This is a genomic window from Streptomyces sp. HUAS ZL42 (assembly GCF_040782645.1).
GTDB lineage: Bacteria > Actinomycetota > Actinomycetes > Streptomycetales > Streptomycetaceae > Streptomyces.
Map to the genome: position 1 here is coordinate 3,234,280 of NZ_CP160403.1, position 12,977 is coordinate 3,247,256.

The window sequence follows — 12,977 nt, forward strand, 5'->3', positions numbered from 1 at the left end:
AGCCATGACCGACCACGCTCCGCAGGAAAAACCGCAGGTTCGCCGGCTTCTCAGCGAGCCGCCTCATGCTGCGCCCCCCCGGGGGCCAACCCCCGGACCCCCGGCAGAAACCACAGCACAACCCAGATGCATCAGCCATGACCGACCACGCTCCGCAGGAAAAACCGCAGGTTCGCCGGCTTCTCAGCGAGCCGCCTCATGAAGTAGCCGTACCAGTCCGTGCCGTAGGCGGTGTAGACGCGCATGCGGTGGCCCTCGGCGGCCAGCCGCAGGTGCTCCTCGCTGCGGATGCCGTACAGCATCTGGAACTCGTACTCGTCGAGCTTGCGCGCGGCGCGGCGGGCCAGCTCCTGGGCGATGGAGATCAGCCGCGGGTCGTGGGACCCGATCATCGGGTACCCGTCGCCCTCCATCAGAGTCCGCAGGACCCGGACGTACGCCTTGTCGATCTCGTGCTTCTTCTGGTGGGCGACCTCGGCGGGCTCCTTGTACGCGCCCTTCACCAGCCGCACGCGGCTGCCGTTCGCGGCGAGGCGGTGGGCGTCGGCCTCGGTGCGGAAGAGATATGCCTGGATGACACAGCCGGTCTCCGGGTGGTCCTTCCGCAGCTCCTCGTGGATGGCGAACATCGAGTCGAGCGTGGTGTGGTCCTCCGCGTCGAGGGTGACGGCCGTACCGATGGCGGCGGCTGCCTCGACGACGGGCCGGACGTTGGCGAGCGCGAGTTCGTGGCCGCCTTCGAGTGCCTGGCCGAACATGGAGAGCTTGACGGACATCTCGACCTTCGGGCCGAGGCCCAGCGGCTTGAGCCGGTCGATCAGCCCGAGGTAGGCGTCGCGGGCGGCGGCGGCCTGCCCGGGGGTGGTGATGTCCTCGCCGACGACGTCCATGGTGAGCTCGAGACCGCGGTCCGTGAGCTCCTCGATGATCGGCACGATGTCGTCCACCGTCTCACCGGGTATGAAGCGGTCGACGACCTGCTTGGTCACCGGGGCCGCCGAGATCAGGCGTCGCATCCGGTCGCTGCGCGACGCGGCGAGAATCACGGGACCCAGCACGGGGCACCTCCACATACCAACCCATATGAGGCCGATTCCCGAAGATTCGGGTACGGCACGGGGAACCACCGTGAAACCTAAGGATCCCTCCGATCGTCAGCCATCGACAGCTGTCACGCATCCGTGCGGCAGATCTCAGACAGATGTATGAAGGGGCGCGGAATTGGGGGAGAATGCCCGGGTGACGCCGGAGTACAAGGACCACAAGGGTGACTACCAGGAGCTGGTCGACGAGATCTCGGAGCTGCTCGGCGCCCCGGCGACCCTGGAGAACCGGGACTTCGAGCTGATCGCGTTCGGCGCGTACGACAGCGAGGACGACCTGGACGCCACTGCCCTGGACCCTGTCCGCACCCGCTCGATCCTGACGCGCCGCTCCACGGCGAAGGTCCGGAAATGGTTCGAGGGGTTCGGCATCACGCGAGCGACGGGGCCGGTCCGTATTCCGCCGACCCCGGAGGCGGGGGTGTACCGGGGGCGCATCTGCCTGCCCGTACGGCACCGGGGCGTGGTTCTCGGCTACGTCTGGCTCCTCGAGGGCGAGCCGGGCCCCTCCGACGAGCAGCTGACCGCCTCCATGGAGGTCACGGGACGCATCGGCGCGCTGCTCGCGGACGAGGCCCAGCACGGCGCCGACCTCACCCGCGAACTGCGGGCGGTCCTCTCCGCGGAGCGCGGCTGGCAGCGGGACATGGCGGTGGCCGAGTTGCGCACCGCCCTGGGAGTCCGCGCGGACGGTCCGCACACGGTGGTGTGCGTGGCGCCCTGGCCGTCGGCCGACCCCGACGACGCCCCTTCTGTCCGTACGCTGCCGGGGGCGACGGCGCTGTGCACGGTCCCGTGGGGAGCCACGGGGCACTCCCTCGCCCTGCTGGTCCGGCTGCGCTCGACGGACACGCTGACACCGGCCACGTCGGCGGCGGGGCGGCTGCTGGAGCGGGCGGGCGCGGGAGGAGGTCCTCCAGCGGCCGGGATCGCGGCGGCGCGTCTCGGCCTCGCCGATCTGGGCGCCGCGTGGCACGAGGCGTCCGCGGCGGCCCGTGCGGCACTGGCGGAGCCCCGCTTCGGCCCGGTCGCCGAGTGGTCCGGCATCGGGCCGTACCGCCTGCTGACCTCGCTCCCGCCGGAAACGTCCCGCGACCCCGCGGTCGCCCCCCTCCTCTCCCCCGCCCACCACGAACTGGCCCGCACGGCGGAGGTCTACCTCGACTGCGCGGGCCAGGCGGGCCGCACGGCAGCGGAGCTGGGTATCCACCGCCAGACCCTGTACTACCGACTGTCCCGCGTGGAGCAACTGACGGGCCTGGACCTGGACGACGGCGAGGACAGGCTGCTGCTGCACATGGCATTGAAGGCGACACGACTGTAGACAGCCCACCGGGGACCACTTCGGCCCGGGCTCCGCCCCTGGACCCCGTCGGTCTCAACGGCCTCGTCCTGAAACGCCGGACGGGCCGGAATGGGTCACCCTTCTGCGAAGTGCCCGCCCTCGTCGGCGAATCGGGCGGGGGCAAGTCCCTCACGGCGCGGGCGCTCCTCGGGATGGCGCCGCGGGGCGCGGCCACGGGCGGGGAGATCCGGCTGGACGGTTGCGCCGGCCTCGCCGCGCTCCGGCGCCGCCGTATCGCCCTGGTCCCGCAGGACGCCCTGGCCGCCCTCTCCCCCGTGCACGCCGTGGGTGACCAACTCGCCACCGCCGTACGGTCGGTGAGCCGGGTCTCCGGCAGGGAGGCGCGGGCCCGGGCGGTCGCCGCGCTCGACCGGGTGGGCATCCCGGACGCGGCCCGCAGAGCGGCGGGCGTATCCGCACGAGTACTCCGGCGGCATGCGGCAGCGAGCGGGGGTCCAGGTGCGCTGGACCCCCGCCCAGGGCCCCGCTCGCGTGGCCGAACTCCTCGACCGGGTCGGTCTGGACCCGTCGTACGGCGACCGCCGCCCGCACGAACTCTCCGGCGGCCAGTGTCAACGGGTGGGCATCGCCCGCGCGTTGGCCTCCGGTCCGCGCCTGCTGGTCCTGGACGAGCCGGTGTCGGCCCTGGATCCGTCCGTGCGGGCCGGCGTGCTCAACCTGCTCGCCGACCTGCAGGACGAGTTGGGCCTCGGATACCTGTTCATCTGCCACGACCGCGCGGTGGTAAGGCACTTCGCGGACCGGGGGGGGCGGAGATGCGGGCTCGGCCTTCTTCACCACGCAGTACCTGCAGTCCGTGCTGGACAAGCGCGCACTGGACGCCGCTCTGTGGACGCTGCTCCCCTCGGTGCCGATCGGCATGGCGGCGCCGATGGCCACCGCCCTCGTCCAGAAGGGCGTCAACCGCGCCACGGTGGTGACCGCGGGCTTCGTGATCGCGGCGGCCGGTTACGGGATGCCGGCCCTCGCCGGTACGGACTCGATGTGGCTGGTGCCGGCCGCCTGCGGTGTCCTCGCCTCGGGAATCGGCATGGTCATCTCCCAGGTGACGGACCTCGCGATGGGCACCGCGCCGGTCGAGCGGGCCGGTGCCGCCTCCTCCCTGATGGAGACCGGGGCGGAGTTCGGCGGCGCGCTGGGCATGGCGGTCCCCGGGTCCATCGGTACGGCGATCTACCGCCACGGGATCCCGGACTCGGCGCCGACACCGGTCCACGAGACGCTGGGCGGCGCGCTGGCGGTGGCCCGGCAGCTTCCGGAGCGCACGGGTGACGCGCTGGCGACGACGGCCCGGGAGGCGTTCCCCAGCGGGATGCAGGGGGCGACGATCGCGGGGGCCCTGCTTCTGACGGGGGCGGCGGTGCTGGCGACGGTGACGCTGCGGGGAGTTCGGGTGCGGAGGAGGCGACCGAAAAACTGGAGACGGTGACTGCCTGAGGAAACATGCGGAACGCGCGAACGCTGGACGGGCTGACAGATGTCAGCCCGTCCGGCGTTCGAGGACGAGCCCGTTCAGGGCGAACGGGGGTCTGGGGGCAGAGCCCCCAGGGACGGCTACCTCAACCGACGGTCACCCGAGGCAGGCGGCAACGTCAGGCCAGGTTCACCGAGCGGGCGGAGGTCGCGCCGATCTCCGCCTCGACCTCCGCCAGAACCCCGGCGGACACCGTGTCGTCCACGGTCAGCACCGCCAGCGCCTCACCGCCCGCCACCGCACGCGCGACCTGCATACCGGCGATGTTGATACCGGCCTCGCCGAGGATGCGGCCCACCGTGCCGACGACGCCCGGACGGTCCTCGTACTTGAGGACGACCATGTGGTCGGCGAGCGCGAGGTCGACGTCGTAGTCGCCGACGGCCACGATCTTCTGCAGGTGCTTGGGGCCGGCCAGGGTGCCGGAGACCGACACCTCCTCGCCGCCGGCGAGCGTGCCGCGCACGGTGACGACGTTGCGGTGGTCCGAAGACTCGGAGCTGGTGGTCAGCCGTACCTCGACACCGCGCTCCTGGGCGAACAGCGGGGCGTTGACGTACGACACGGTCTCGTCGACGACGTCCTCGAAGACGCCCTTGAGGGCGCTGAGCTCCAGCACCTTCACGTCGTGCTGGGTGATCTCGCCGTACACCTCGACGTCGAGGCGGACCGCGACCTCACCGGCGAGCGCGGTGAAGATCCGGCCGAGGCGCTCGGCGAGCGGCAGGCCGGGCTTGACGTCCTCGGCGATGACACCGCCCTGGACGTTCACCGCGTCCGGCACGAGCTCGCCCGCGAGGGCCAGCCGCACGGACCTGGCGACGGCGATACCCGCCTTCTCCTGGGCCTCGTCGGTCGACGCGCCGAGGTGCGGCGTGGCCACGACCTGGTCGAACTCGAAGAGCGGCGAGTCCGTGCACGGCTCCTTCGCGTACACGTCGAGGCCGGCGCCTGCGACCCGGCCCTCCTTGAGGGCGGAGTACAGCGCCTCCTCGTCGACGATCCCGCCGCGCGCGGCGTTGACGATGCGCACGCTGGGCTTGACCTTGCGCAGCGCCTCGTCGCCGATGAGGCCGAGCGTCTCGGGGGTCTTCGGCAGGTGGACGGTGATGAAGTCGGAAACCTCGAGCAGCTCGTCCAGCGACAGCACCTTGACGCCCATCTGCGCGGCGCGCGCAGGCTGGATGTAGGGGTCGTAGGCGACGACCTTCATGCCGAAGGCGGACATGCGCTGAGCGACGAGCGCACCGATGCGGCCGAGGCCGACGACACCGAGGGTCTTCTCGGCGAGCTCCACGCCCGTGTACTTGCTCCGCTTCCACTCGCCGTTCTTCAGCGCGGCGTTGGCCTGCGGGATGTGCCGGGCGGTGGCGACGAGGAGACCGCAGGCCAGCTCGGCGGCGGTCACGATGTTCGAGGTGGGGGCGTTGACGACCATCACGCCGGCCTTGGTGGCGGCGGAGACGTCGACATTGTCCAGGCCGACGCCGGCTCGTGCGACGACCTTCAGCTTGTTCGCGGCGGCGATGGCCTCCGCGTCGACCTTCGTCGCCGAGCGGATCAGGATCGCGTCGACGTCGGCGATGGCCGGGAGCAGTTCGGCTCGGTCCGCTCCGTTGCAGTGCCGGATCTCGAAGTCCGGGCCAAGCGCGTCCACGGTTGCGGGCGACAGCTCTTCAGCGATGAGTACGACAGGTTTCGAGCTCACGTGAGTCCTCACAAGTCCAATGCATGCGGACGGCCGTCCCGACGGCCGCAGGCGGAGGAGGGGGTGCGGCGCCGGGAAAGCCTCGGTGTCGCTTAGCCGCGTGGAAGACGCACGACGCTGTGGGCCTGACGCGTATATGTGCAGCAGTGTAGTGGCGCGGCGGAGGCCGTCTTGCGCCCCTGCGGAAGGATCACCCGTCTGTGGCTGGACGGGGTGGACAACACCTTTTTCTTCGGATGTTACCCGTGGTTCGCCGAAGGGGCCGGAGCATGGTGCTCCGGCCCCTCGACCCGAGGCTTACGCCTCCTCGTTCACCCAGCTCATCAGCTTGCGCAGCTGCTTGCCGGTGGTCTCCAGCAGGTGCTCGGAGTCCTGCTGCTTGTACTCGTTGTACTTCTTCAGGCCGCCGTGGTACTCGTCCATCCACTGCTGGGCGAAGGTGCCGTCCTGGATCTCGGCGAGGACCTGCTTCATCTCGGCCTTGGTGGCGTCCGTGATGATGCGGGGGCCGGTGACGTAGTCGCCCCACTCGGCGGTCTCGGAGATCGACCAGCGCATCTTCTCCAGGCCGCCCTCGTACATGAGGTCGACGATCAGCTTCAGCTCGTGCAGGCACTCGAAGTAGGCGATCTCCGGCTGGTAGCCGGCCTCGGTCAGCGTCTCGAAGCCGGCCTTGACCAGCGCGGCCGTACCACCGCAGAGGACGGCCTGCTCACCGAACAGGTCGGTCTCGGTCTCCTCGGTGAAGGTCGTCTTGATGACGCCGGCGCGGGTGCCGCCGATGCCCTTGGCGTACGACAGGGCCAGGGCGAAGGCGCTGCCGGAGGCGTCCTGCTCGACGGCGGCGATGCAGGGAACGCCGCGGCCCTCCTCGTACTGGCGGCGGACCAGGTGACCCGGGCCCTTCGGGGCGACCATGCAGACGTCGACGCCGGCCGGGGGCTTGATGAAGCCGAAGCGGATGTTGAAGCCGTGGCCGAAGAACAGCGCGTCGCCGTCCTTCAGGTTGGGGGCGATGGACTCCTCGTAGACCTGGGCCTGGATCGGGTCCGGAACGAGGATCATGATGACGTCGGCCTCGGCGGCGGCCTCGGACGGCGTCACCACACGCAGGCCCTGCTCCTCGGCCTTCGCCTTGGACTTGGAGCCCTCGGGCAGACCGACACGCACGTCGACGCCCGAGTCACGCAGCGACAGCGCGTGGGCGTGGCCCTGGCTGCCGTAGCCGATGACCGCGACCTTGCGGCCCTGGATGATGGACAGGTCGGCGTCAGCGTCGTAGAACAGCTCGGCCACTTTGGGTTCTCTCCTTGTGTGCTGGTGTTGCGTCCCACCGTATGACGGCGAGGGGAAGGGAAGTTTCGGGGTCTCGGCATACGGGCGGCCGGATTCCCCCGGCCGCCCGAACGCGTCCTTACGCCGACCGGTCGAGAGCGCGCAGCGACCGGTCCGTGATCGAACGGGCACCGCGGCCGATCGCGATCGTGCCGGACTGGACGAGCTCCTTGATGCCGAACGGCTCCAGCATCTTGAGCATGGCGGACAGCTTGTCGCTGCCGCCGGTGGCCTCGATGGTGACGGCCTCCGGGGAGACGTCGACGGTCTTGGCGCGGAACAGCTGGACGATCTCGACGATCTGGGAGCGGGTCTCGTTGTCGGCGCGCACCTTCACCAGAACGAGTTCCCGCTGAACGGCCGAACCCGGCTCCAGTTCGACGATCTTCAGCACGTTGACGAGCTTGTTGAGCTGCTTCGTCACCTGCTCCAGCGGCAGATCCTCCACGTTCACCACGATGGTGATGCGGGAGATGTCGGCGTGCTCGGTGACGCCGACCGCGAGCGAGTCGATGTTGAAGCCGCGACGGGAGAACAGGGCGGCGATCCGGGCGAGGATGCCGGGCGTGTTCTCCACCAGGACGGAGAGCGTGTGCTTGGACATGGTCTTTTTGCGTCTCTCTCGCTCAGTCGTCTTCGTTGTCGCCGAAGTCGGGGCGGACGTCCCGGGCGGCCATGATCTCGTCGTTGGAGGTGCCGGCGGCGACCATCGGCCACACCATCGCGTCCTCGTGGACGATGAAGTCGACGACGACCGGACGGTCGTTGATGGAGTTCGCCTCTTCGATGACCTTGTCCAGCTCGTCCGGGGACTCGCAGCGGATCGCGTGGCAGCCCATGGCCTCCGACAGCTTCACGAAGTCGGGGACGCGGGTGCCGCGCGCGGCCGGGTTGACGTCGTCCGGCCCGGAGTGCAGCACCGTGTTGGAGTACCGCTGGTTGTAGAAGAGGGTCTGCCACTGGCGGACCATCCCCAGGGCGCCGTTGTTGATGACGGCGACCTTGATCGGGATGTTGTTCAGGGCGCAGGTGGTGAGCTCCTGGTTGGTCATCTGGAAGCAGCCGTCGCCGTCGATCGCCCAGACGGCCCGCTCCGGCGCGCCGGCCTTGGCGCCCATGGCGGCCGGGACGGCGTAGCCCATCGTCCCGGCGCCGCCGGAGTTCAGCCAGGTGGCCGGCTTGTCGTACGTGATGAAGTGCGCGGCCCACATCTGGTGCTGGCCGACGCCCGCCGCGAAGATCGTGCCCTCCGGCGCGAGCTGCCCGATGCGCTCGATGACCTGCTGCGGGGAGAGCGAGCCGTCGTCGGGCTGGTCGTAGCCGAGCGGGTAGGTCTCGCGCCAGCGGTTGAGGTCGGTCCACCAGGCGGTGTAGTCGCCCTGTTGGCCCTCGCTGTGCTCCTTCTGGACGGCCTGGATCAGGTCGGCGATGACCTCGCGGGCGTCACCGACGATCGGCACGTCGGCGGCGCGGTTCTTGCCGATCTCGGCCGGGTCGATGTCGGCGTGGACGATCTTGGCGTACGGGGCGAAGCTGTCCAGCTTGCCGGTGACGCGGTCGTCGAAGCGGGCTCCGAGGGCGACGATCAGGTCGGCCTTCTGCAGCGCGGTGACGGCGGTGACCGAACCGTGCATGCCCGGCATTCCCACGTGCAGCGGGTGGCTGTCGGGGAACGCGCCGAGCGCCATCAGGGTGGTGGTGACGGGCGCTCCGGTGAGTTCTGCGAGGACCTTCAGCTCGGCGGTGGCATTGGCCTTGAGGACGCCGCCGCCGACGTAGAGGACGGGCCGCCTGGCCGAGGTGATCAGCTTGGCCGCCTCACGGATCTGCTTGGCGTGCGGCTTGGTCACCGGGCGGTAGCCGGGCAGGTCCGTGGTGGGCGGCCAGCTGAAGACGGTCTGCGCCTGGAGGGCGTCCTTGGCGATGTCGACCAGGACCGGGCCGGGGCGGCCGGTGGAAGCGATGTGGAAGGCCTGCGCGATGGTGCGCGGGATGTCCTCGGCCTTGGTGACCAGGAAGTTGTGCTTCGTGATCGGCATCGTGATGCCGACGATGTCCGCCTCCTGGAAGGCGTCCGTGCCGATCGCCTTGGACGCGACCTGACCGGTGATCGCCACGAGCGGCACCGAGTCCATGTGCGCGTCCGCGATCGGGGTGACGAGGTTGGTGGCGCCCGGGCCCGAGGTGGCCATGCAGACGCCGACCCGGCCGGTGGCCTGCGCGTAACCCGTGGCCGCGTGACCGGCGCCCTGCTCGTGCCTGACCAGGACGTGACGGACCTTGGTGGAGTCCATCAGCGGGTCGTAGGCGGGAAGGATCGCACCGCCGGGAATGCCGAATACCGTGTCGGCGCCGACCTCCTCGAGAGAGCGGATGAGGGACTGCGCACCCGTCACGTGCTCGACGGGGGCGGACTGCTGTCCTCCGGATCGGGGCCGCGGCTGCGGATGATGGGCCCCGGTGGCCTGCTCGGTCATCGGCATTCTCTTCTCGATGCTGAGGGTTTTTGCGAAGTTCGTGCGGTGTGCGGCTGCTGTACGGCAGGTGCCTGTGCAACAAAAAACCCCTCGTGCCAAAAGGCAAGCGAGGGGAGCGCGCCGGTGTGGTCGCTGGGGTTTCCGGATCGTCCTCCGGTGGGTCCCAGCTCAGCCGACGCGCTGTCCAAGTACGAGAATTCGGGTGCGCATGGCACAGACCCTCCCCCCGGCACGCACCCGGTGTCAAGTGGGTGGGACGGGAGTCTCATTATGTGAGCGCAGAGTGGTCCCGCCGCCCAGGACGGCGGTCACACCACTCGTGCCACTGGTGTACACCCCGCCACCGCCTCCCGCGAAGGCGGGTTCGGCCGGGCCGTGCGGCACCGGACAGTGGCCGGAACGGAGCGCCCGGCGCAGCCGGTACTCGTCCAGCGGCCCGGCGAACACCATGCCCTGTCCGTGTGTGCAGCCCATCGAGCGAAGGGCGACGACCTGCTCCGGAAGGTCCACGCCCTCGGCCACGGACTGCAGCCCGAGGTCGGTGGCGATGCGCAGCAGACCGCTGGTGATCTTGTGCAGCCGCGCGGACTCGACGACGCCCTCGACCAGGGTACGGTCGAGTTTCAGCACGTCGACGGGGAGCCGCCGCAGGGCCGTGATCGCCGCGTAGCCGCTGCCGAAGCCGTCGAGCGCGATCCGGACCCCGAGCCGCCTGAGCGCCCCCAGACGTCGCTCCAGCTCGTCCAGCGGGACCCGTGGATCGGTGTCGGCCAGTTCGATCAGCAGCGAGCCGGACGGCAGCCCGTGCCGGGTGAGCAGGGCCTCGACGGAGCCCAGCGGCATCGACCGGTCCAGCAGGCGCGGGGCGCTCATGCGCACGGCAACCGGCACGTTCAGGCCGGTCGCGGCGCGCTCGGCGGCCTGCTCGACCGCCTCCTCCAGGATCCAGCGGCCCAGTTCGGACGTCTTGTCGCTGTCCTCCGCCACCCGCAGGAACTCGGCCGGCGTGAACAGCACGCCCTGCGAGGAGCGCCAGCGCGCCTGGGCGGCGACCGATGCGATCCGGCCGTCCTCCAGACAGACCACGGGCTGGTGCAGCAGCGTGAACTCGCCGTCGTTCAGCGCGGCCCGCAGCCGTGTGGCCAGTTCCGCCCTGCGTACGACGTCCTGCTGCATCTGCGGCTTGTACAGCTCGACGCGGCCCTTGCCGCCGGCCTTGGCCCGGTACATGGCGAGATCGGCGTTGCGCAGCAACTCGCCCGCACCGAGGCCGGGTTCGGCGAAGGAGACGCCGATGGAGGCGTTGACCCGGACATCGTTACCGTCGATCTCGTACGGCTGTGAAAGGGTCACCCTGAGGCGGTCGGCGAGCTCCAGGATGTGGCGTTCACGGGCGGTGCGGTCGCGGGTTCCGTCGCCGACGATCAGGGCCGCGAACTCGTCGCCGCCCAGCCGGGACGCGGTGTCCCCCTGCCGGACCGCGTCCTGGAGTCTGCGGGCGGCCTGGACGAGCAGCTCGTCCCCGGCCTGGTGCCCGATCGTGTCGTTGACGGCCTTGAAGCCGTCCAGGTCGATGAAGAGGACGGCCGTGCCCCTCAGGGCGGCGCCCCGGTCGGAGGAACGGCGGCCGGACAGCGCCTGCTGCACACGCTTGGTGAACAGCGCGCGGTTGGGCAGGTCGGTGAGCGGGTCGTGTTCGGCGTTGTGCTGGAGCTGCGCCTGCAGGCGCACCCTTTCGGTCACGTCCCGGCTGTTGAGGATGAGCCCGCCGTGGTGGCGGTTGACGGTCGACTCCACGTTCAGCCAGCCGCCGTCGCCGGACCGGAAACGGCACTCGATGCGCGTGGTCGGTTCCTCGAGCGGGCCGGCGGCGAGGAAGCGGCGCACCTCGTGCACCACGCAGCCCAGATCCTCCGGGTGGATGAGATTGGCCAGTTCGCTGCCCACGAGCTCGTCCGCGGGGCGTCCGTAGACCCCGGCCGCGGCCGGGGAGACGTACCGGAGGACGCCGTTGGGCGCGGCGATCATGATGACGTCACTGGAGTCCTGCACCAGGGAGCGGAAGTGGTTCTCCTTCTGCGCCAGTTCCTGGGTGAGGGTGATGTTGTCGAGCAGCATGATGCCCTGGCGCACCACGAGGGCCAGTACCACGGTGCCGCCGGTGAGCAGGACCACACGGTCGACGCTGCGGCCGCTGAGGACGTTGTAGAGGATCCCCAGAGTGCAGACCGCTGCGGCGAGGTACGGGGTGAGCGCGGTCAGGGAGCCGGTGAGGGGCCGGCCGGCCGGGTACCGGCTGTGATCACCCCCCTGTGGCGGCACGGAGTGGTTCGTCGTGCGCTGTCCGGGCACGTGCTCGTGCACCACGCGCGTGTGCCCCTCGTCGGGCGGTCCGCCCCGCCGGGAGGTGGCCCAGGGGGCGTACGCCAATAGCAGCGAGCCGGCGAACCAGCCCGCGTCGAGCAGCTGACCCGAGCGGTAGGTGGCGTGCAGCAGCGGCGAGGTGAACAGGGCGTCGCACATCACGGTCAGGGCGAGCGCGCCGATCGCGGTGTTCACGGCGGTGCGGTTCACCGCGGAGCGCGTGAAGTGCAGCGCCAGCACCATGCTCACCAGGGCGATGTCGAGCAGCGGGTACGCCAGCGACAGCGCGATGTGCGCCACGCTGGACCCGTCGGCCTTGGCGGCCTGTGCGAGCGCCAGGCTCCACGACAGCGTGAGCAGCGAGCCGCCGATCAGCCAGGCGTCCAGTGCGAGGCACACCCAGCCGGACCTGGTCACCGGCCGCTTGGCGAGCACCAGCAGCCCGACGATGGCGGGCGGCGCGAAGCACAGGAAGAACCCGTCGGCGTAGGAGGGGCTGGGCACGGGCAGTCCCAGGACGACCTCGTACCACCCCCAGACCAGGTTGCCGAGGGCCGCCATCGCCGAGGAGAGGGCGAAGAGCAGCCAGGCGAGTCGAAAGCGGACCCGGCGGGTGCGCGCGTAGAGGAAGCACGAGACCGCGGCGGTGCCTGCCGCGGCGCTCAGCCCGAAGTCGCCCATGATCAGCGCGACTTCGTCCGAGCCCCAGCCGAGCGCGGAACCGACGGCGTATCCCCCGCACACCAGGGCCAGTGCGAGTTGGCGGGCCAGGCCCGACCCGGGGCCGCGCAACGGTGGCCGGACGCGCGTCACCTCCGCAGGAGGCTGTGCCCTCCGCGCCCCGTCGAGGGTTGTCGTGGGAGAGGAGAGCGGGGTCACCGGGCCCTCCCGGTCCTCGCCGCTCCCGGGTCGTCGTGAGTGTGCCGGCCGCTGTGGCTGCCGTGGTGGCCGTGTCTGCGCGCCGCCGAGTACCAGGGTCGCCGCCGGCGGCTCCGCCGCGTCGGATCGCTCGTCCATAGGCCGTGCATCGCCCGTCGCCCCCCTCACAAGTCTGAGATGTCCATCCCCGGCGCCGAACGGTGCGCGGCGCAGCCCCTGTCGGGACGATACACCAGTCTCGTCACTCAGGGACATAGTTCCTCTACGCTCC

Annotated in this window: 7 protein-coding genes and 2 pseudogenes; 3 read left to right on the forward strand and 6 right to left on the reverse strand. The window is 70.6% G+C overall.

Features of this window, described 5'->3' with window-relative positions:
* Nucleotides 1–131: 131 nt before the first annotated feature.
* Nucleotides 132–1,058, reverse strand: a complete 927-nt coding sequence (locus ABZO29_RS14740) for a proline dehydrogenase family protein (protein WP_367320636.1) — start codon at nucleotides 1,056–1,058, stop codon at nucleotides 132–134.
* A gap of 181 nt (nucleotides 1,059–1,239) precedes the next feature.
* On the opposite strand from ABZO29_RS14740, the gene ABZO29_RS14745 reads away from it, so the two are divergent.
* From ABZO29_RS14745 to ABZO29_RS14755, 3 genes and pseudogenes are all read left to right on the forward strand, one after another.
* The gene (locus tag ABZO29_RS14745) at nucleotides 1,240–2,427 is read left to right on the forward strand and encodes a PucR family transcriptional regulator (RefSeq protein WP_367326141.1); all 1,188 of its coding nucleotides are present in this window, start codon (nucleotides 1,240–1,242) and stop codon (nucleotides 2,425–2,427) included.
* Between the two features lie 68 nt (nucleotides 2,428–2,495).
* Nucleotides 2,496–3,213, forward strand: a pseudogene (locus tag ABZO29_RS14750) (ATP-binding cassette domain-containing protein); the annotation flags it as partial.
* A 16-nt stretch (nucleotides 3,214–3,229) separates the two neighbouring features.
* Nucleotides 3,230–3,898, forward strand: a pseudogene (locus tag ABZO29_RS14755) (MFS transporter); the annotation flags it as partial.
* Nucleotides 3,899–4,061: 163 nt separating this feature from the next.
* On the opposite strand, the gene serA reads toward ABZO29_RS14755, so the two are convergent.
* From serA to ABZO29_RS14780, 5 genes are all read right to left on the reverse strand, one after another.
* On the reverse strand, nucleotides 4,062–5,651 hold the full coding sequence (gene serA, locus ABZO29_RS14760) for a phosphoglycerate dehydrogenase (RefSeq protein ID WP_367320637.1): 1,590 nt from the start codon (nucleotides 5,649–5,651) through the stop codon (nucleotides 4,062–4,064).
* A 297-nt stretch (nucleotides 5,652–5,948) separates the two neighbouring features.
* Complete coding sequence (gene ilvC, locus ABZO29_RS14765) at nucleotides 5,949–6,947, reverse strand: ketol-acid reductoisomerase (protein ID WP_367320638.1); 999 nt, start codon at nucleotides 6,945–6,947, stop codon at nucleotides 5,949–5,951.
* A 118-nt stretch (nucleotides 6,948–7,065) separates the two neighbouring features.
* Nucleotides 7,066–7,590 carry an acetolactate synthase small subunit gene (ilvN, locus tag ABZO29_RS14770; RefSeq protein ID WP_367320639.1) on the reverse strand — a complete coding sequence of 175 codons (525 nt, stop codon included), beginning with the start codon at nucleotides 7,588–7,590 and terminating at the stop codon, nucleotides 7,066–7,068.
* Nucleotides 7,591–7,612: 22 nt separating this feature from the next.
* Entirely contained in the window at nucleotides 7,613–9,463 is a 1,851-nt protein-coding gene (locus tag ABZO29_RS14775; protein ID WP_367320640.1) for an acetolactate synthase large subunit, read from the reverse strand.
* Nucleotides 9,464–9,706: 243 nt separating this feature from the next.
* Complete coding sequence (locus ABZO29_RS14780) at nucleotides 9,707–12,706, reverse strand: putative bifunctional diguanylate cyclase/phosphodiesterase (RefSeq protein WP_367320641.1); 3,000 nt, start codon at nucleotides 12,704–12,706, stop codon at nucleotides 9,707–9,709.
* Nucleotides 12,707–12,977: the final 271 nt, after the last annotated feature.